The 19912-nt window shown below is 43.4% G+C and carries 18 protein-coding genes; 11 read left to right on the top strand and 7 right to left on the bottom strand.

Annotated elements, in window-relative coordinates; genetic code table 11:
* Window positions 1-311: 311 nt before the first annotated feature.
* The 5 genes from A3K91_RS12040 to A3K91_RS12020 all read left to right on the top strand — a co-directional run bounded on the left by A3K91_RS12040 (window position 312) and on the right by A3K91_RS12020 (window position 7022).
* The gene (locus A3K91_RS12040) at window positions 312-2045 is read left to right on the top strand and encodes an AMP-binding protein (protein WP_062845483.1); all 1734 of its coding nucleotides are present in this window, start codon (window positions 312-314) and stop codon (window positions 2043-2045) included.
* Window positions 2046-2649: 604 nt separating this feature from the next.
* Window positions 2650-4347 carry an AMP-binding protein gene (locus A3K91_RS12035; protein ID WP_416231984.1) on the top strand — a complete coding sequence of 566 codons (1698 nt, stop codon included), beginning with the start codon at window positions 2650-2652 and terminating at the stop codon, window positions 4345-4347.
* Between the two features lie 305 nt (window positions 4348-4652).
* Complete coding sequence (gene rph / locus A3K91_RS12030) at window positions 4653-5369, top strand: ribonuclease PH (RefSeq protein ID WP_062845481.1); 717 nt, start codon at window positions 4653-4655, stop codon at window positions 5367-5369.
* A gap of 106 nt (window positions 5370-5475) precedes the next feature.
* Entirely contained in the window at window positions 5476-5982 is a 507-nt protein-coding gene (locus A3K91_RS12025) for a hypothetical protein (protein WP_062845480.1), read from the top strand.
* A gap of 233 nt (window positions 5983-6215) precedes the next feature.
* Window positions 6216-7022 carry a hypothetical protein gene (locus tag A3K91_RS12020; protein WP_062845479.1) on the top strand — a complete coding sequence of 269 codons (807 nt, stop codon included), beginning with the start codon at window positions 6216-6218 and terminating at the stop codon, window positions 7020-7022.
* A gap of 187 nt (window positions 7023-7209) precedes the next feature.
* Here the strand turns inward: A3K91_RS12020 and hemJ are convergent, their stop codons facing one another.
* From hemJ to serB, 6 genes are all read right to left on the bottom strand, one after another.
* Window positions 7210-7644, bottom strand: coding sequence for a protoporphyrinogen oxidase HemJ (gene hemJ / locus A3K91_RS12015; protein WP_062845478.1), 435 nt, complete (start codon window positions 7642-7644; stop codon window positions 7210-7212).
* Between the two features lie 95 nt (window positions 7645-7739).
* The gene (gene bioB, locus A3K91_RS12010; RefSeq protein ID WP_062845477.1) at window positions 7740-8900 is read right to left on the bottom strand and encodes a biotin synthase BioB; all 1161 of its coding nucleotides are present in this window, start codon (window positions 8898-8900) and stop codon (window positions 7740-7742) included.
* Between the two features lie 352 nt (window positions 8901-9252).
* Window positions 9253-9759, bottom strand: a complete 507-nt coding sequence (locus A3K91_RS12005; RefSeq protein WP_062845476.1) for an SCP2 sterol-binding domain-containing protein — start codon at window positions 9757-9759, stop codon at window positions 9253-9255.
* A 170-nt stretch (window positions 9760-9929) separates the two neighbouring features.
* Window positions 9930-10331 (bottom strand): AciT family ciprofloxacin tolerance protein, encoded by a 402-nt coding sequence (aciT, locus tag A3K91_RS12000; RefSeq protein ID WP_228139866.1) that lies wholly within the window; start codon window positions 10329-10331, stop codon window positions 9930-9932.
* 269 nt (window positions 10332-10600) lie between these two features.
* Window positions 10601-11593 carry a DUF368 domain-containing protein gene (locus A3K91_RS11995; RefSeq protein ID WP_062845475.1) on the bottom strand — a complete coding sequence of 331 codons (993 nt, stop codon included), beginning with the start codon at window positions 11591-11593 and terminating at the stop codon, window positions 10601-10603.
* A 206-nt stretch (window positions 11594-11799) separates the two neighbouring features.
* The gene (gene serB, locus A3K91_RS11990) at window positions 11800-12990 is read right to left on the bottom strand and encodes a phosphoserine phosphatase SerB (protein WP_062845474.1); all 1191 of its coding nucleotides are present in this window, start codon (window positions 12988-12990) and stop codon (window positions 11800-11802) included.
* Window positions 12991-13442: 452 nt separating this feature from the next.
* Between serB and A3K91_RS11985 the strand changes: the two genes are divergently transcribed.
* The 6 genes from A3K91_RS11985 to A3K91_RS11960 all read left to right on the top strand — a co-directional run bounded on the left by A3K91_RS11985 (window position 13443) and on the right by A3K91_RS11960 (window position 18637).
* Entirely contained in the window at window positions 13443-14903 is a 1461-nt protein-coding gene (locus tag A3K91_RS11985; protein ID WP_062845473.1) for a hypothetical protein, read from the top strand.
* 167 nt (window positions 14904-15070) lie between these two features.
* Window positions 15071-15304 carry a PA3496 family putative envelope integrity protein gene (locus tag A3K91_RS11980; RefSeq protein ID WP_062845472.1) on the top strand — a complete coding sequence of 78 codons (234 nt, stop codon included), beginning with the start codon at window positions 15071-15073 and terminating at the stop codon, window positions 15302-15304.
* Window positions 15305-15584: 280 nt separating this feature from the next.
* Window positions 15585-16142 (top strand): UPF0149 family protein, encoded by a 558-nt coding sequence (locus tag A3K91_RS11975; RefSeq protein ID WP_062845471.1) that lies wholly within the window; start codon window positions 15585-15587, stop codon window positions 16140-16142.
* Between the two features lie 107 nt (window positions 16143-16249).
* Window positions 16250-16684: a YbjQ family protein gene (locus A3K91_RS11970; RefSeq protein ID WP_062845470.1), complete on the top strand. Its 435-nt coding sequence runs from the start codon at window positions 16250-16252 to the stop codon at window positions 16682-16684.
* Between the two features lie 61 nt (window positions 16685-16745).
* Entirely contained in the window at window positions 16746-17243 is a 498-nt protein-coding gene (locus A3K91_RS11965; protein ID WP_062845469.1) for a YbjQ family protein, read from the top strand.
* A gap of 470 nt (window positions 17244-17713) precedes the next feature.
* Entirely contained in the window at window positions 17714-18637 is a 924-nt protein-coding gene (locus tag A3K91_RS11960; protein WP_062845468.1) for a bile acid:sodium symporter family protein, read from the top strand.
* Between the two features lie 154 nt (window positions 18638-18791).
* Here the strand turns inward: A3K91_RS11960 and A3K91_RS11955 are convergent, their stop codons facing one another.
* The gene (locus A3K91_RS11955; protein WP_062845467.1) at window positions 18792-19877 is read right to left on the bottom strand and encodes a formate/nitrite transporter family protein; all 1086 of its coding nucleotides are present in this window, start codon (window positions 19875-19877) and stop codon (window positions 18792-18794) included.
* Window positions 19878-19912: the final 35 nt, after the last annotated feature.

Here is a 19912-nt window from a genome sequence, read left to right as displayed (position 1 = left end):
ATAGATTATCACTAAAAAGTATGAATATTTTTCTAACTATTAGGAGTGACTAAAGGCGCTATACATAAGATTATTCATCGTCAAATCTGTTTGCGAACGCAAGTAACAATCTTTTGTATTGAGTAGTCTGTATAAAGTGTGTATGTTAATTAGAAGAGGGTTTTTGACCATTATGTTGTTTGCTCATGCTCATACGATAACATGGCGACTTTGCTTACCAGCGTAAGCCTAAATGCTAAGTTTTTGTATGTATATCACACTGTGATTGTATGAGTAATCGATCGCGTACTATGACTAGGAGAAAAAAGATTATGGAAAATCAGGGCAACCCCATTCGTCGCAATGATAAAGTATGGCTCAAAACTTACGAAAAACTTGGTATTCAGTATGACATCACGATGCCAGCTGCCAATACCTCTTTAATCGATATACTCGAAAAAAACTTTGTTACCTATGCTGGCAAAACAGCATTTGTGTGTATGGATGTCAAACTGTCCTATGAAGAATTAGATCGCTATAGCAAACAAATGGCAGCTTATCTGCAATCGTTGGGGCTAAAAAAAGGCGATAAAGTGGCGGTGATGATGCCCAATATTTTACAGCTGCCAGTTGCCGTCCTAGGAGTACTGCGCGCGGGCATGACGTTGGTCAATGTTAACCCACTTTATACTACCAAGGAGCTGGCACATCAGTTAGAAGACTCTGATGCCAAAGTGCTTATTTTGCTAGAAAACTTTGCCAAAACCTACCAAGACATTGGTAAAGACTTGGTTGACCATGTTGTGATTACCTCCATGGGCGACCTTATGAGCCCACTAAAAGGCTTTATCGTGACTGCTGTGGTTCGTCATGTCAAAAAAATGGTGCCTGATTATAGTATCAAAGGCAGTGTTAAATTTAAAAAGGCTCTGAATCGCTTTTCTGCTGACCACTATAAGCGTCCTGATAATATCGGCCTTGAAGACGTGGCAGTTCTGCAATATACCGGTGGTACAACGGGTGTTGCCAAAGGCGCGATGCTCACACATGGCAACTTAGTGGCAAACCTTATCCAGTGTGATGTTTACTTGGGCGATGCTTTTGATAAATTTGAAAAGCTAGATGAGCAGCCAGTCATCATGACAGCGCTGCCCTTATATCATATTTTTTCTTTCACCGTTTGTGGCATGTTTGGCTTGTATCGTGGTTGTATCGGTCTACTTGTACCAAATCCACGCGACTTTGATAGCTTGCTTAAAGCCTATAAAGCATATCCGCCTGCATTCTTCCCAGCGGTCAATACGTTATTTAACGCCCTTGCAAATAGTGAAGAGTTCCAAGCCATAGACCATAGCAAGCTTGAGATGTCTATGGGCGGCGGTATGGCAGTATTAAAAGACACAGCGGCTAAATGGCAAAAAATAACGGGCAATATCATTGTTCAAGGCTATGGTCTATCAGAGACCTCTCCGGTTGCTTCAGCCAATCCAGAAGGCACGAACGAGTTCTCAGGTAATATTGGTCTGCCAATGCCTTCAACGGATATGGCCATTTTGGATGAAGATGGGAATGAAGTCGCCCTTGGTGAGCGCGGTGAGATTTGTGTTCGTGGTCCACAAGTCATGAAAGGTTACTGGAAGCGCGCGGATGCGACGGCAGAAGTTATGACGGATGATGGTTATTTCCGTACTGGTGATATTGGCGTGATGGATGAAGACGGTTACTTTAAAATTGTCGATCGTAAAAAAGACATGATTTTGGTCTCAGGGTTTAACGTCTATCCAAACGAAGTTGAAGATGCTATGTCGGGTCATCCAAAGATTCTGGAGTGCGGTGTCATTGGTATCGAAGACGAAAAAAGTGGTGAAGTACCAAAAATTTATGTCGTACGCAGTGATGATAGCTTGACGGTTGAAGAGGTTCTCGCCTATGGTAAAGAAAATCTGACCGGCTATAAACGCCCTCGTTATGTTGAATTTATCGATGAGCTACCAAAATCGAATGTGGGTAAAATTTTACGTAAAGACCTACGCGCGCTTGAAGAAAAGAATCACGGCCAATCGTGATTGCTCACACGGTAGAGAGTTATAACGACAGCATATATAAGAGACTGTAATAGTTATAGGGTCGCGTTAGCTACAAGTGATAAGGTTGCTCATAGGCAGCCTTATCGTTTTTTATTTTCAGCATTTTGAGAGTTTTAACAGTGCTAGTATAGATAGAGAAACTCTAGTAAAACTGCTATAGTGCTCAGCGACGTATTTTTATAAGTATCTAAAAAAGTCAGTGTTACTGTATAAACCATGATGGCAAAAATGATAGCCAATCTGGTTTTGCTAAATGATTGCGGCACCTATCACGGGCCTGATAATACGCTTTTATCGACCAGCTTATGAATGATAAACCAATTGGGTTATTGCCGTTTGTATTCATAAGGGTTTGCTGTCACTGATCAATCATAAAAAATGGTTTTTTCGTTAAAATATTCTACATTTTTCATAGTAACGTTTAGGGAAAGTTATGACCGATAATATCAATAAAGAGACAGCAAACGATAAAGCTGCAACCAACAATAAAGACAGTGCTCATAAGAGCAGCGCTGATAAAAACCGTATTCATAAAGACACCGTTTATCAAGACAATATTTATCAAGAAAATGCATTCCCTACCATGCCGACCATCCCTAGCGATAGACCTTGGTTAAGTGCTTATGAGCGCTATGGCATTGATGCTACTATCGATATGCCAGACGACAATACCTCTTTGTTGGAAGTGTTTGAGCGTAATTTTAGCCGCTATGGTAAAAAAACTGCTTATATTTGTATGGGCGCTGAAATCAGTTATAAGCAATTGGATTTATACAGTCGTCAAATTGCCAGCTATCTACAATCATTAGGATTGGTCAAGGGTGATAAAGTTGGGGTCATGATGCCCAATTTGTTGCAGTATCCAGTGGTTGCTTTGGGTATCATCCGCGCAGGCATGGTATTGGTCAACGTCAATCCTTTGTACACCAGCCGAGAGCTATCGCATCAACTGCATGACAGCAGTGCCAAAGCCTTATTTATTGTAGAAAATTTTGCAAAAACCTATCAAGAAGCAGAAGACAAAGGTCAAGTGGCGCATGTGATCGTCTGCAAAATTGGCGATATGTTAGGATCTGTCAAAGGCGCTGTGGTCAACCTTGTGGCACGTCACATCAAAAAAATGATTCCAGCTTACCATTTACCAAATAGTGTGAGCTTCAAGCAAGCCCTAAATGCAGTATCGGCCAGTCATTATAAGCGCCCTGATTTGAGCTTAAGTGACGTGGCATTATTGCAATATACAGGTGGTACGACGGGGGTGGCCAAAGGCGCAATGTTGTCTCACGGCAACTTAGTCGCCAACATGTTACAAATCAGTGCCCTTATGAACAGTGCGTTTGAAGATGACGTGGAGGCAGGTGATGTTATTTTGACCGCATTGCCACTGTACCATGTGTTCTCATTTATGGTTTGCGGTATGTATGGCATGTATCAGGGTTATGCAGGCTTACTAATCCCAAATCCACGCGATCTTGACGGTTTGATTAAAGAGATGGGCAAATACAAGCCGTCCTTTATCCCTGCAGTCAACACCTTGTTTAATGGCTTGGTGAATAAAGACAGTTTTGCAGAGCTAGATTTCTCCAATCTAAAAGCCTCTATTGGTGGCGGTATGTCAGTGTTGCCAAGTGTGGCCAAAAAATGGCACAACGTCACAGGTCTGCCTATTGTAGAAGGGTATGGTCTGTCTGAGACGTCGCCTGTGGTCGCCTTTAATCCCATGACCATCGCTGAATTCACTAACAAAATTGGTATTCCTGCCTCTAGCACGGACGTGATACTGATCGATGACGACGAAAATGAAGTAGTCATGGGCGATCGCGGTGAGATATGTGTCAAAGGGCCACAAGTAATGATTGGCTATCAAAACCGTCCTAAAGAAACCGCCGAAACCTTTACCGCTAATGGTTACCTAAAAACGGGTGATATCGGTATCATGGATGAAAAGGGCTTCATTAAAATTGTCGATCGCAAAAAAGACATGATTTTGGTCTCAGGTTTTAATGTCTACCCAAATGAGATCGAAGAGGCCATGAGTGAGCATCCAGCGGTGGCAGAGTGCGGTGCTATTGGAGTGCCAAATGAAGAGCGCGGTGAAGAACCAAAATTATTTGTGGTCAAAAAGGGCGAAGTCACAGAACAAGAATTGCTAGATTTTGGTAAAAAACAGCTGACTGGCTATAAGCGTCCCCGTCATATCCAGTTTGTGGATGAATTACCAAAGTCAAACGTTGGTAAGATCCTGCGTAAAGAATTGCGTAAGATGGAAGGCCTAGAATAAGAATATCACAATAAAGATAAGTAAAAATATGAGCATAAAGCCGTCAGAGTAATTAGTGCGCCATTTTATGATTGCATCAGCTTTTTAGCAAAACCGCGGCGTTATAGCTTGAGTGAATCTTGCTATTGCGCCGCTGTCACGTTAGGATGGCTGTCTTTTTGAGCCTACCAAAACGTCTGTTTATCATTTGCTCAGATATATACCAATAACTGATTACTTATCTATTGATATATATAAACAGCCAAACGGCACCAAATTTGTTATTTTTACGACACTGCTTTTAAAACATTGTACTAGGAATTTTTATGCGTATTGACAATCGTGAGCTTGACCAACTTCGCTCGATCAGCTTTGAGCGCCATTATACTAAGCATGCCGAAGGATCAGTATTGGTAAGCTTCGGCGATACTAAAGTACTGTGTACTGCCAGTGTCGAATCAGGTGTACCGCGCTGGCTAAAAGGTAAGGGTAAAGGTTGGATCACTGCCGAATACGGCATGTTGCCACGAGCGACCAACACTCGCAACCAGCGTGAAGCAGCACGTGGTAAGCAATCAGGTCGAACGCAAGAAATCCAGCGTTTGATTGGTCGTAGCTTACGCGCCATGATTGACTTGAGCAAGCTTGGCGAAAATACCATTTATCTTGATTGTGATGTGTTGCAAGCGGACGGTGGTACTCGTACTGCGAGTGTGACGGGTGCAGCGATTGCGCTTGTTGATGCGTTAGAAAGCCTTCAAAGAACCAAAAAACTCAAAGCAGATCCATTGATTGGCTTGGTTGCTGCTGTCTCTGTCGGTATGAAAGATGGCGAAGCCTATTTGGATTTAAACTATGAAGAAGACGCCAGTTGTGACACTGATTTGAATGTTGTCATGACACAAAAAGGTGAGTTCATTGAATTACAAGGTACGGCGGAAGAAAAACCATTCACCCGTGCTCAGGCTGATGATATGCTTGCAATGGCAGAAAAAGGCATCGCTGAATTGATCAAATTGCAACAAACCGCTTTAGGTTGGTAGTCCGCTTCTTGTATTGAGCATTTTAACAACCCTTTTAGACCTGCCATAAACTATTTATAGATACTTGGCTTTTTACTCATAAATATCTGACGATAGGTAATAATGCATGCTCAAGCTGACCGACGATGGCGCTAAAATTACGTTGCAGGGTCAGTCGCAAGCGACTGATAATGGTATGTTTTGGTTCGGGTCAGCGTTGCTGGTAGGCGCAGTAGCGGTGGCTTTGGCCATGAGTTTATTATCAGAGCGCCTCGCTATCGGTGCATTGGCCTTACTTATCGTTGGCAGTTTTATTTTTAATCGACAACGTCAACAACGCAAAAAAGCCATGGCAGGTGTGATTGCAAATGGTGTTTTGTGGGTGCGAGCTGGTGAGCTGGTGCATGACAATCAAGGCAAGCGTGAGCATATCCAGTTGACCGATGGTGATAAAATTATGCTTATTGGTGAGCAACTACAGATTGTCGATGATGAAGATAAGCAAAAGTATCATATTAGTGGTTTTGAAAGTCTTCAAGAGGCAACAGCGACCAAAGCTATCTTGCAAGGTCAAGCGCTGACCAAGCGCCATGTCAATATCAAAATGAATAGCGATTCAGATGATACTGAGTGAATGATCTATATGTAGATCTCTGTCTTTATCACTGAGCCAAGACTATTTTATCCTCTCTGTATTCTCATACATATCCTCTTTTTTAAACCATTGGTCTGGGTTTTTATACCTTTTATCTATTCTGAAAGTTGAATAGGACTTGCAGATTCCTATCCAAATAGTTTATAAGTAAGCTTGAAAAGTCTAATCATCATTCATGCTATTACTTATATTTTATTGGCAAGGAGTTAGCCATGTCGCGTTTGCCCATTCCGTTGGTTACAGCGTCGTGCAGTTTGTTGTTATTTGCTTTTGGTTCAATCAGTTCAGCTTATGCAGATAGCATGAGTGCACTCATCGCCCAAAAGTCTGTCCAATCTAATTACTCATCTCCATCATATTCTGCAGTCCCTTCTGCTAAAGTCAGTACTCGCTCTACCATTCAGCGCGCTGGCACCTATCGTAGCAATGCTACCAATACTCAACCCGCTATCAATGCCAATACCAGATATTCAACTGCCAATGTGGTAAACACACCCAGTTACGGCACTCAGCAATCGGCCTATCATTATCCGAACGTAAAAAATCAAGCACCAGTTGTGCTGCCTGCTTTTTTGTCTGGTAATTACGATAATGTTGATAATGAGTATTTACCGTTATTAAGTAGCGCAGAGACGCAAAGCAGTTTGGCAGCGCGTGAAGTGGTCAGTATGGCTCGCAAAATGGCGCTCAATGAGCGTACGATTATTAAAGGCGGCTGCTGGGACTATCTTAATGCGGTGTTTAATCGTGCAGGGGTGAGCCGCGATACCATTCATAAAGGCACCTATAGTCAGGGTCCTTACGCTCGTAGTGATGAGATTGAAGTAGGCGATTGGCTCTATTATATCAACCACGGTTACAACCGTGTCGAGCATAGTGGGTTGTTTGTGGGCTGGGTTGATGAAGCATCCAAACAAGCTTTGATACTTAGCTATGCGGGCGAAAACCGCCGCGAACCTGCACGCTATCGTGTATATGATTTGAGCAACGTCTATCAAATCATGCGTCCTAGCGTGTAGTGCCAAGGCTAAATATTCAAGTATCTGGCGGTATAATAGTGTTATCAAGCGCACTTAGTTAATGAAAAAATAGCAAATAAAAAAGCGTCCACCACTTCTATGTGCTGGACGCTTTTTTGTCAAATGGTGTGGCTACTTTACTTACTACTTACGTATCAGTTTCTCTTAAGGCTCACTAATATAACGCTCAAAAAGGTTTTACCACCACCAAAATCACAATAATGACTAACGCAAACACAGGCACTTCATTAAACCAGCGCCAAAACTTATGGGTTTTATAATGCGGATTGTCTATCAGTTTTTTGCGGTAAAAACCACATGCGCCATGATAGCCGGACAACAGTATGACTAATAGCAGCTTGACATGTAGCCAGCCTTGGGTTTTGTAAACCTCCCAGCCCATTCCTAACATCCACAGACCAAAGACCCATGTGGCGATCATCGACGGTGTCATGATACCGCGATACAACTTGCGCTCCATAATAACAAAGCGCTCTTGGCTGATGCTGTCGTCACTCATCGCATGGTACACAAACAGGCGCGGCAAATAAAATATGGCGGCAAACCAGCAAACCATAGAGATGATGTGTGCGGCTTTGATCCAATTAAAATAATCTGGCATGATGTCTCTCTTGTATACACCTAAGCTTAGTTGGGCAGTAAATCATGCGAGCAAGCTTAGCGCAGATTGTCTACTAATGGTAGCGTTAGACACGACTACTCGGCCAATACGACCCTTGATTGATGACCGCTCATGGCGTCCAAAACAGGAACTTGTTTTGGGGCGCGTGGCGCGGCAAACTGTTTGGTCAAACCCAGCTCTCGCATCAATCTATCATCGCCTGACTGACTGGCATTGCCTGTGGTCAGGAGTTTATCACCATAAAAGAACGAATTGGCACCTGCCATAAAGGCTAAGGCTTGCTCAGAATCAGACAAGCTTTCGCGTCCAGCAGACAAACGTACATAGCTGGTTGGACAGCAAATACGAGCCACCGCAATCGTACGTATCCATTCAAGTACAGATAGCTGTCCTTCAGCTAAGACTTTATCACCAATTGGTGTGCCAGCAATCGGCACCAACAAATTGACGGGGATAGATTCGGGTGCTTTAGGCATTTTGAGTAGCTCATGTACCCAATCAATGCGGTCATCACGACTTTCGCCCATGCCTACGATATTACCACTACAAACATTGATTCCTGAATTACGCACATTGGCAAGCGTGTCTAAGCGCTCATCATAACTGCGCGTACTGACCACTTGCTCATAATAACGTCGTGACGTATCGAGATTGTGATTGTAATAATCCAGTCCTGCGTCAGCCAATTGGGTGGCTTGGTCGGTATCTAGCATACCAAGAGTCATACAAGTCTCTAGTCCCAACGCTTTTACTTCTTTCACCAGCTCAACCACATAAGGCATGTCTTTGGCGCTAGGGTGTTTCCAAGCTGCGCCCATACAAAATCGTGATGAACCAGTGGCTTTGGCACGTTTGGCTGCGGCAATGACTTTATCAATCTCCAAGCGTTTTTCTGCTTGTAATTTGGTCGTATCGCGATGATGACCGGATTGTGAGCAATAGCCGCAATCTTCAGGGCAGTTACCCGTCTTGATAGACAATAAAGTGCTGATCTGTACTTCATTGGGGTTAAAGTTTTCTCGATGAATCGTTTGTGCTCGTAGCAATAAATCCATCAAAGGCAAATCGAATAGTTGCTCAATGTCTTCACGAGTGTATTGTTCAGTGACGTCTTTTGGTGCCTGAGTGGCATCATTCACTAGGCTTGCCAAGAAGTCATTATTGGTGTCGTTTTGATTATTCATATCAGTGGGGCTACCGGCATTAGGTTCTGAGATGCTAAGTAATCCTGCCATGGTATAAGTCCTTTTATCATACTATTAAGGTGTATCAGATAATTGCTGATACGCTTATCGTTTTTAAGGTCATAAAAAAGGTTGCGCTATAGTATAACGCAACCTTTTTAGAAAAACAGACCACTACCAAATAAGATTTATAATCGACACAATTATGAACATAAGTAGCAACTATTTATATAGCTAATCCTAAATAAAAAAGGTACAACAATGATGATGGATTGCCAACGATATATTTTCGTCGCCTCTATCTGCGAAGGCACAGTAAGCAAGAAAATATGACGTTGGCAGCACCGTATTTCTCTTATATTGGATTGACTATAGTGTGGCTATTCATTTGATAACTTGCGGGTTATTTGCCCATTTTATGCTTCGCCACACCGATCCAATGATTGGCAAAATTTTGTGCTTTATAAGCATACGGCTTGGCTTTTTGGAGATATGGTTTATATTCTTCTGGAATAGGTGGCACGATATGTTTGGCCAGCTTGTTAAACCACATCATTAGGCTGTAATCGCCCTCAATGCTTAGATTGCCTTCTTGGACCGCTGTCATAAAGGAAGGAAGATCGCCCTTAGTTAAGAGCTTAACGCCAGTCATAGAGTCTTTAAAATTGATCGTTAAATCTGCTTTTTCGGCATGGCCGCTATGTTGGCTAAATTGACCATCATCAAATCTAAAATAACGAGCAATATCAGACTCGTCGCTTGCGATTTCAATAGTTACTTTACGGTCAGCAAATAGCGCTTTGATGTCTTCATTGTCACTATCAGCAAGCATTGACAAACGATAACCCACGACCGCTAATAATACATCTAACGGATCAGACTTAATATTTAATACAGGCACAGTAAACATAAATAAACTCCTAAAGAATGAGACGCAAATAGTGCGTACTTTATACCAGTTTTATTGACAAATATATAAATAGATTATAAACGATGGACAGGTGGCAATTCTTTAGGAGTTACGTAGAGAGCGTTAAGTATCTTGTAACATTCAATGATGCCAACATGCTGGTGACATCCTTAGTGAAAGCGCGGTTGATAGTCGTCATCATAGACAGGCGTATGCTCTTTATAACGGGCTGCTTCCAAAGCACGCTGCTGCTGTACAGTGCGACTCACATCTTCGTAACGTAGTGCTCGGTACAATACCCAGCCGACTAAAGGCAGCCAGCTGATACCCATTGCAATTACGTAGCTGTGCCATTCTGACAGCTCCGACAGCATAGGGCGAGAGGCGAGTAAGCTCTGGAGCACTTCCACACTCAACCAATAAGCCATACCACCGAATAGGTACCATAGTAGCCAGCGCTGAGAGGACAAAGCAAGCGCCACGATTAAGCCGATTAGTCCGCCATAACCGAGCAATGCAGTGCCACTCAAAGTAGCGATACCAATAAAAGAAAAGACAGTTAATAACATCATTCATCTCGCTATTCATAAGGTGAATTTCAATGTCATCATTATGAAAGTTTGTTGAACAAAGCTAAAGAGGGTAGAGGCGACTTTGCGACAACCGTTGACGTTTAATTTTTTGATGAGTTTTAGGTGTTATTTATCACAGATTTGAAACTAAACGCCATAAAATGCGCGTTTAGTTTTTATGATAAAAAATTGTTTCAATGGTGTTTGCAGTAGCGATCAAAGAGAGCGATTAAAGGTTAACTTGGCATGAGTTTTGACTCAGTCAGCATTTATACGCGATTGCTACGATGGCCCCACCAAGATAATAGCGATACCAAAACCGCGCCTAATAGCATAAGCCCCAAGGTGGTCAACCACTGTGCACCAGTAGGGTATTGCCACGGCATAACATTGGTGACGGCGGTGCTGTTGAGCGTGCCCAGCGCATCAACTTTCCAAGGCCATACTTTCACTAAAGAGCCTGCGATAAATCCTGTGAGCAACGTTAGGGTCGCTTGATAGTAGCGGGATAACAACCATTTGAGCGCACGAGTAAACAATAAAAGCCCCGTTGCCATACCAGCGATAACCGTAAAAATAATAGTAAAATTCAGAGTGTGTACCGCTTCTAAAGCCGTGTCATAAGCACCGAGCAATAATAGGATAAAAGAGCCTGATATGCCTGGTAGTATCATGGCGCAAATAGCGATTGCCCCTGCAAAAAACAGATAAGGCAAGCTTGGTGTTGCGGTGAGTAAAGGCAAGCTACTGATAACGACTGCGGCGATAAGACCAACAAAAAATAGTACCACTCGCCCTATATTCCAACGTTTTATCTCAGTTAATAAGATAAGAACAGTTGCTACGACCAAGCCAAAAAAGAATGACCAAATGAGTAGTGGCTGATAATCCAATAAATATTTGATCATGCCAGCTAACGTAGCAAAGCTTGTGGCAATTCCTAATACTAAGAAAAGCAAAAAGGTAGCATCCACCGCGCGCCATACAGCAAACAATCCTTTGATACCGCCCTGCTGCCGAAATATCTGCCAAAGATTGGGTCCAATACTACTGAGAGCGTTAATCAATCGCTCATAAATGCCAGCAATCAGGGCAATCGTACCACCAGAGACGCCAGGTACGATATCTGCCGCGCCCATAGCCATACCTCTAATATAGATGCCCAATAATTGCTTTGGGCTGTCAGTAATAAGACGGGTATTTTCATCCGGTAATTGCGGCGTTGACGACTCGTTCGGTCGCGGTGATTGTGGTGCCGTCATGGACAAATCCTTTATTATTTAACGATAAGCGCTGAAAATGAATGCCAACAGTCATGCTAAAACAGCAATGCAGTAGATGGCCGTATTAAATCTGATAAGTGTGTCGTAATGTTGTGTCGCATAAAAGCCAGATCAACGATGCCGCCATTAATCTGACTTAAAGGTTCGTTAATCTGGCTCATAGTATAAACTTGAGTATGGAGCGATTATTTAGTAGGAGCAAATGCAGGATACCCAAGAGCATAAAGCGTGCCTTCAAGTCCTGTCGCATTAATAGCGGCGTCCGCACGCGCTTGAACAATAGGCTTGGCGCGATAAGCCACGCCCAAATCTGCGATAGCCATCATTGGTAAATCATTGGCACCGTCGCCAATACAGACCACTTGTGACATCTCAATCCCCAATCGCTCAGCCGTATGTTCGACGATAGCGGCTTTTTTGGCACCATTGACGATAGGCAACTGCACATGTCCAGTGACTTCCCCATCTTCGATGTCTAAGCGGTTGGCGTGTACTTCATCAATGCCAAGTTGCTCCGCGATATAACGAGCAAAATACGTAAAGCCACCTGATACCAGCACCGTATGATAGCCCAGTGCTTTTAGTGCGCTGATTGTGGTACGAGCGCCAGTTGATAGCGTCAAGCGCCCACATATCTCATCAAGCACATCTGTTGACAGACCTTTTAACAGTGCCACTCGCTGCGCGAAGGATTCATCAAAGTCGATTTCACCGCGCATTGCCGCCTCAGTAATGGCCTCAACCTTCTCACCTACGCCAGCCGCTTTTGCAAGCTCGACGATGACTTCTTGCTCAATTAAGGTTGAATCCATATCAAAGCAAGCAAGCTTATGGGTGCGTAGCATGTGACCGACAGATAAGATATGGCAATCGACGACGTCTAATGAGTCGGCACTGTTTGTACGATAAGTATTCTTGTACGATTCGGTTAAATCGTGGCGCAAGCGTGTTGTCAGCTGATCGTCAATGATATGAGCGGCGGCGGTTTTTTTGCCAGGATGCATTAGCGTGTCGGTTACTGGTACTAACAGATAGCGAAAAACTTGTGATTGTGTAAAGGGTAGACGCTGAGCGTTTCCTGCCATCGGTTCGGTATCAGACACGGTGATATTGACAAAACTTGCATCCGCATCTTCTGCAACTGTCACCAAATGCCAGTTTGGCTGCTCATCGACCCATGACTGTACATATTGATGAATATCAAGTGTTGATACTCTGGCAGGCAACACAACAATAAGGGCAAACACAGGGAGAGACTGTAGCGCATCAAAATCTTGCAAATTGGTATCGTTCGGTAATAACGACGCAACAGAATCGACGGCTTGTTGCCATGCTTTGCTGTCTTTTGGTAACGAATAAGATGTATTGTTTGGCATGCCTCAATTGTCCCTTGTATGCTCATATAAGATTAGGAATAATACCAGTTTTACTAAGCAGCGCCTATAGAGGGCACGCAAAGTATCATAGTGTCCTAAAAATGACTATTGTCACTCAAAAAGTAGAAGAAGTAACAGGCTCATGTTGTAATAAATTTCTCAAGCCGCTAACGCTATAAGACTTATTATGGTGATATAGTAGCGAATATTCGCTGAGTATGTGACGGCTCTTGTGACCAGTGTGAACGAGCCAAAATGGTATCAGTTTACGCGAAGTATGGATGCCTAAAACAGTGGTTTTCAGTAATGATGTCTTAGCAGGTTTAAAGGGTGTTACTTGATTCCAGTCACGAGTGATAGAGACACACGCAGTACCATTTTTTTAAATTAGCCAAAAAATGAGCGATAGCCTTGTTTTTTAATTTCTTTTATCCAAAAAAGTTTACCATATCATGACGTATTTAGCGCCGCGGCAAGGGTTGTTTGCCATAATTCTTCTGGTTAGTTTTTGTTTGCAGACTCTGTTATTGGTCATTAGTACTGACCAACAGCTGAGCAATAGTCGTGCGTTAAAAGGCGAGCAGATGGTCGCCCAGCTGATTGATGAAGCGAGGTTGTCTTTAGAAAATAAAGACCGTGTCAGCCTCAGCGTTATTGCCAATCGCTATACCAGCGAGCAAGATGTCACACGGATACTGATTAAAGACAATAAAGATGAGATTTTAGTACCCGTGGGCAATGCGCCCATGCAACAAGGCGATACCATTCGTCAAATTGCAACCAAAGGGGAGGCGGTCATTGGCAGCGTTGCCTTGACTTTGAAAGATGTGAGTAAAGGCGAAATTATCGCCATGCAATGGCCGTTTGTCATTGGGACTATGCTGCTGCATTTATTACTTTGGGTGATTTATGGCTATCTTGCGCGCCCAACCAAAGAACAAATCAATGCCCTTAGCCGCGAAATCCAAAATCTGCATCGTGAGCAATATATGCAAATGGATCCGAGGAACTATGATCGCAATTTTGAACGTCGTTCAGCGGATAGAGAAAACATGGGCACCGAGCGCTCAGATGAAACGGTGACGGATAGCGAGACCAGCACCGTAAAAAAACGTGACATCCATAATGAGGTCAATCAATACTTGAGAAAGCAACAGAGCCAAGGCACTGCAAGCGAAACGGTTGATATGGCCGCAAGTAAAATGGGTGAGACAACGGAAGCGAGTGATGATGCACAGGGCGACACCGGTAGCACCAGTCATACGTCAACCAAATTTGGTGGTGCTTCTAGGCTGTCTGCCACACGAGCGTTCGACAGTGTGCGTGTGCAGCTGGTCTTTCACGATGAGTTCAATATGCTCGAGCGTTTGGCACCGTCTCAACGCTTGCCTTATTTAGCATTGTGTACGCAGCTATTGAACCAAGCGATAACTGAATTGCTCAAACAGCCTTTATTGCTGGGTGTTAGCCTAATAAATGAGCCACGGTTTGAAGACAAAGGCGCTAGTGTGTTGTTAAAGGCAGATAACAGTCATGCAAAAGTGGCACTGGCAGGCGTGATGCTTGGTAAGCTCTACCTAATGCTCAATAAAATCATCCATGATAAGCATATTGAGCTATCACGGTTTGCGTTACCTGCAAAAGCAGGGGTGAGCGACGATGCTCAGTCAGAGGCAATGACACAGTTGTTACACAGCGTTGGTCGCAAAGAGCAAATGTTGATTTTGTTGCCAAACGCTGGTATCAAACAAATCAATCACCATGTTCAAGTGCATAGCATCATGCGCCCGACAACGGTCTATGAGCGCGAGTGTGCGATTTTCGATGGTGGTAATGATGCCATGATACAGCGACTAGCCGATGTTCGTAACGCTGTACTGATGATCGAAAATGACAGCGAATCAACGATATAATTGTCATTATATTTATATACAATTGTTTGTTTTACCGTTATCTTAGTATCGGCTATTAAATCTGTCATCATGATAAAAAGGATTGACAACATTCAATAGAGACTTTATAAGGCATATATATATTGATATGTTTTTAATACCCTTGCTAAAAACGATAGGAGCTTGTCATGAGTGACACAGATATTGACGACGATTTTGATGATGATTTTGTCGACGATGATGATGCAAAGATGGTGGAAGAGGCCGAGACGAGTGTACGTACACGCCTAAGCAGTCTTGAAAAGCGTCGACTAATCGACAATTTGTTAGAAGAGAAGCGTCTGGCCAAAGAACTCAAAGATGATCTAGATGATATCGACAACTTCGACGAAGATGGCGATGACTGGGATGATGATCTTTAGTTTTTAGGTTTATATGACGACCTAGAGTCAAAAAATAGCGTCATTTAAGCCGACTAAAGCCTTTTAATCGAGATTATGGATTCGGCTGTGTTAAGCTGATGGTATCTTGTTTGTGGTTTTTTTCGGCGCTTAATCCCTCGTTTTTATAAAGTTTTTAATTTTATTATGGTTGTTTGGCGACTTATCCAGACAACCTCTGTCTTCAGATTATCCGCTATCCTGCGCTTATTCCATCAGCCATTACAATTGACGCAACCCCTCTCTTAAGGATCATGACATCATGAGTAACCCACTAAGTTTCGATGAATTACTAGACTATTTGGACAATCAAGAGAGCCAGTTTGTGCTCGATAGCGTTGCCGCGCATGGTTTTTTGACAGCGACGGTGATAGGTCGTCCATTACCAAATTGGATAGACGCGTTGTTTGAAGGCCACACCAGTGAAGTGCCTGAAAACGTCATTGACGGTATCAAGCGCTGGCGCGATGCTATCATGGCTGAGTTAAAAAACGAGACACCCATTGAGTTACCGTTTGGAGAAGACGCTGGTAACGAAGAAGTGGCCGTTGATTTTTCAGATGAGTCGGACATCGTTGCTTGGTCGATTGGCTTTGTAGATGCCATGTATGCTGATGAAGCAAGCGACTGGTTTGAAGATGAAGAGACAGCAGAAGATGTGGCGGTATTAACCTTGCCGATGATCGTGTTAAGCGGTATCGATGATGAAGATCCAGAGCTTGCGGATATGCGCCGCGATGAGGATAAGCTGGTACAAATGGCCAATAGCATTGAAGGCAATTTGACTGAGTTGTTCTTGTTGTTCCATACCAACGATTAAGCGTATTATTAAAAATAGCCATAAGCAGTACGGTTGAATATCACTTATTATCAGTACTGCTTAGCGTTTTTTGATTCATCCTATTAAGTCACCGATAAGGTCGTCCTATGACTGTGCAACTCTCCAATCTTGAGCACTTACCCAATTACCAAATCACCGAGCGCCTAGATGTGGTGTACGGCAGTACGGTACGCTCAAAGCATGTCGGCAAAGACTTGTTTGCTGGGTTAAAAAACATCGTTGGTGGTGAATTAACCGCTTATACCGAGTTGCTAGAAGAGTCGCGTCAAGAGGCGATAGATCGGATGGTTGTCAAAGCCGAAGCCTTGGGTGCTGACGCAGTTGTGGGCTTACGTTTTTCGACGTCTAGTATTGCACAGGGCGCCTCTGAGCTATTCGTTTACGGCACTGCAGTCAAAGCCATTCCCATGCCGCAACAAGCCACTCAGCCGCCAAATGATGCTTACGGGCAATCTATGCCAGCCCAAAACCCTGCACCTGTACCGACAGATGATTTGCCACGTTTCAATCCTTTTGGTTGATTAGCCAACGCTCAAAGCATTCTGTCGAAGCATTGATGCTTTTTATATTAAGAGACGTGTCATGAATAACTCTCTCACTCAATTTCTCATCAACTACGCGCCGTTTATTTTATTATTCGCGGCTGGGTGGTTTTTTGGGTCGCGTCATGAGCGTCAGCATTTAGCGCAGCTGCGCGTGTCGGAGCAAGAGTTGGTTCATATTATTGTCTCAAGCGAGCGCTTTTATTGTCCCAAACTGGCGGCTGGTAGCGAGGGCGAGTTGGTACTGGGTAGCGTTGTCATTGCTCAAGATTACTTCAAAATGATCATAGCGCGTGTGTTAAGCCTATTTGGCAAAAACTTGACCACTTACGAGACATTATTGGATCGTGCACGCCGTGAAGCCATTGTACGCATGCGTACCGAAGCCAATGTAAAAGGCTATAACCATATCTATGGCTTACGGATGGAAGTGACTAACATCAATCAATTGGGCAGCATGGTAGAGGCTATTGCCTATGGTACAGCGGTCATCAGTATCGACAGTAACAATACAATTGCTGCTAAATCCTCTATATAAACTTGCTATAGCCAGTTCAACATAACATCGATACAGCAGGTGCTATCACTTTTTCTTGCGTGCTGCTAACACAGAGGTAGCAAAAAATCGTCCCACTCACACTATCTGTTTTTTAAAGTAAATCGACCGTATCTGCTACTTTTTACCCGCATGTTTTTATTTCCTCCTAAAACTATCCTTCCCAAAGATACTATTTCTTATTTGACTGATGAGTCGTTAGATAAAGTAAATACAGAGACTTTTAGCACGATATACTGAATTTTCTCGTTCTATCATCATGATAGGGCGTGTTAGTAAGTAGTGTGCAAAATAGTACGGTACAAAAAACACTGTCAGACAAAGAGCATCACAAGAAAACACTGATGCCGATGGTGGCTTTTACCCAAATAATCAGCAGGATTGGCTGATTGAGCATCACGGCATTGTCATAAACTGACCCAAAGAAGGGTCTTACCTACATGGATGTAGTTATGGAAAGTCTTGAGATAGTCACGCTAGTAAATTCCGTTGTCATTCCTATTTGCTTGTTTTTGATCATGATGGGCATGGGGTTGACCCTCGTCACCAATGATTTTAAACGCGTCTTAAAATACCCAAAAGCCGTCGGTATCGGCTTGACCAATCAGCTGATATTGCTGCCAGTCATTGGCTTTGCCTTGGCAAACATCATGCCACTTGAGCCTGAGTATGCGGTTGGCGTCATGCTACTGGTACTCTGCCCAGGCGGCACAACTTCAAACTTATTTACTTATCTTGCCAAAGGGGATGTGGCACTATCCGTGACGATGACGGCGATTGCCAGCATCATTACTGTGTTTAGTATTCCTGTCGTTCTAAGCTTTTCATTGATTCACTTTATGGGGGCGGGCAGCGAGTTTCAATTGCCTGTGTTAAAGACAGTATTGACTTTGGTATTGCTGACGATATTACCCATCAGTGTGGGCATGCTGATCAAACGCTTTGCGCCTAGGGTCGCGGATAGCTCACAGCGATATGTGTCTAGATTTGGCGTGACATTTTTGGCGTTTTTGGTGGCGTTTTTGAGCTATGTACAAAGAGACATTATCGTTGAAGCGTTTTTTGCCACGGGGCCAGTGTCTTTATTATTGAACTTGTCTACCATGGCGCTTGGTTATTACACGAGTAAATGGTTCGGACTGAATTTGGCACAAAGAGCGTCAGTGACATTAGAGGTTGGTTTACAAAACAGCACCTTGTCAATCTTTATGGCGCTGACACTATTGGCCAATTATAAAATGTCGCTGATGCCTGCCATTTATACCTTGATCATGTTTTTGACCGCTGGGATTTTGGTCAGAATCTTTAGTGCAAAGTATCATAAGCTTAAGAAGTCGGAAGTAAAGAGCGGTATTTTGGCGGCATCTAGAGCTTAGATAGAGGTCATAAAGCAAAGCGCATTACGTTGATGGATGAGGAATCAACTCCCATAAGCAGTTTAAGGTTGTTAAATTGCTTATGGGTAACCAGTGCATTGATTGCTGTGACTCTCATTATGCGCGTTTATCATTCAATATGATTTGCCAAGCACTAAGGCCGACGGATATTTATATGTCGGCTATCATTGGCTCTGTCATCAGCGGTTTGCTCTTTTACTTTTTCGATATCAAACAAGAACGTACGGTTTTTGAGTACCGCGACAAACACCACGCCACCGACCGTATTGCCTACCAATACCACCGCCAAAAATTCCAAATAGCGCCACAAGCTGACCGTATTGCCATATAGTAAAGCAGAGAATACCTCGATATTACCAACGATACTGTGATGCAAACCCAAAAATCCAATACTGCCTGTGATAATAGTGACTAACACAATCCGGCTAAGGGTATCGCGCGCTGAGGTCACAAGCCACGCTGTGACCCCCATCATCCATCCTGCCAAGATGGCGCTGCCAAATATGACCCACCACCTAAATCCCAAAATATGCTCGGCATAAGTATCGATACTACTTGCGCTAAACAGATGCATATTCAAGCCCAAACCAATCATTAAGGCTGCAAACAAACAGCCACCGACCACGTTGCCTGCGATTACAATGCCCCAAAGGCGCAATAGTTTGCTTACAGGTTCAAAACCATTCAATACAGGCAGGCTCAAAAGCGAGGTTTGTTCGGTAAATAACAATGACTGACCAATGACCACAATGATAAAACCAATGGGATAAAGTAGGGAAGCGAGGACGAGCGCATAATGACTTGGCAGCATTTCATTGAGAAGGGCAAAAGCGGATAAAATCATAAAGAAGCTGATGCCAATCTCAAGCCCAGCGGTAAAAGCACTGGTGAATAATGAGCCAAGCGAACGCTCAAAGGTTTTTCGGGCGTCCATGGACTGCTCAACCAAGATACTGGCATGGCTTTTTGCTTGACTGGCGTTGTCGTCATTGGCGACTTTTTTGATGGTTTCTTTGTCCTCCTTGCTGATGTCTTCAGAAAAATCTTCATCTTCTAACTGCTCAGTCGCTTCAAGCTCATCATCCAAAGCAGTATGGTCGCCCTCATCCTCTGGTTCATCTTTTGCCTCGTACGCAGGATGAGTGGCACCATCAATGATAGGCGCACCGTTGACCTTATTGGCATGAGCGTTATTGTTATACTCGGTATCTTGGGACACGGTTGGCTCGCTGTTATCCAGATTGATGTTAATAA

This window comes from Psychrobacter alimentarius (assembly GCF_001606025.1).
Taxonomy (GTDB): Bacteria; Pseudomonadota; Gammaproteobacteria; order Pseudomonadales; family Moraxellaceae; genus Psychrobacter; species Psychrobacter alimentarius.
This window is presented reverse-complemented; position numbering and strand designations above follow the sequence as displayed.

Excerpts from the sequence above, each read along its gene's own strand:
- A3K91_RS12040 (WP_062845483.1), top strand. The coding sequence starts at position 312 with ATGGAAAATCAGGGCAACCCCATTCGTCGCAATGATAAAGTATGGCTC.
- A3K91_RS12035 (WP_416231984.1), top strand. The coding sequence starts at position 2,650 with ATGCCGACCATCCCTAGCGATAGACCTTGGTTAAGTGCTTATGAGCGC.
- rph (WP_062845481.1), top strand. The coding sequence starts at position 4,653 with ATGCGTATTGACAATCGTGAGCTTGACCAACTTCGCTCGATCAGCTTT.
- A3K91_RS12025 (WP_062845480.1), top strand. The coding sequence starts at position 5,476 with ATGCTCAAGCTGACCGACGATGGCGCTAAAATTACGTTGCAGGGTCAG.
- A3K91_RS12020 (WP_062845479.1), top strand. The coding sequence starts at position 6,216 with ATGTCGCGTTTGCCCATTCCGTTGGTTACAGCGTCGTGCAGTTTGTTG.
- hemJ (WP_062845478.1), bottom strand. The coding sequence starts at position 7,644 with ATGCCAGATTATTTTAATTGGATCAAAGCCGCACACATCATCTCTATG.
- bioB (WP_062845477.1), bottom strand. The coding sequence starts at position 8,900 with ATGGCAGGATTACTTAGCATCTCAGAACCTAATGCCGGTAGCCCCACT.
- A3K91_RS12005 (WP_062845476.1), bottom strand. The coding sequence starts at position 9,759 with ATGTTTACTGTGCCTGTATTAAATATTAAGTCTGATCCGTTAGATGTA.
- aciT (WP_228139866.1), bottom strand. The coding sequence starts at position 10,331 with ATGATGTTATTAACTGTCTTTTCTTTTATTGGTATCGCTACTTTGAGT.
- A3K91_RS11995 (WP_062845475.1), bottom strand. The coding sequence starts at position 11,593 with ATGACGGCACCACAATCACCGCGACCGAACGAGTCGTCAACGCCGCAA.
- serB (WP_062845474.1), bottom strand. The coding sequence starts at position 12,990 with ATGCCAAACAATACATCTTATTCGTTACCAAAAGACAGCAAAGCATGG.
- A3K91_RS11985 (WP_062845473.1), top strand. The coding sequence starts at position 13,443 with ATGACGTATTTAGCGCCGCGGCAAGGGTTGTTTGCCATAATTCTTCTG.
- A3K91_RS11980 (WP_062845472.1), top strand. The coding sequence starts at position 15,071 with ATGAGTGACACAGATATTGACGACGATTTTGATGATGATTTTGTCGAC.
- A3K91_RS11975 (WP_062845471.1), top strand. The coding sequence starts at position 15,585 with ATGAGTAACCCACTAAGTTTCGATGAATTACTAGACTATTTGGACAAT.
- A3K91_RS11970 (WP_062845470.1), top strand. The coding sequence starts at position 16,250 with ATGACTGTGCAACTCTCCAATCTTGAGCACTTACCCAATTACCAAATC.
- A3K91_RS11965 (WP_062845469.1), top strand. The coding sequence starts at position 16,746 with ATGAATAACTCTCTCACTCAATTTCTCATCAACTACGCGCCGTTTATT.
- A3K91_RS11960 (WP_062845468.1), top strand. The coding sequence starts at position 17,714 with ATGGAAAGTCTTGAGATAGTCACGCTAGTAAATTCCGTTGTCATTCCT.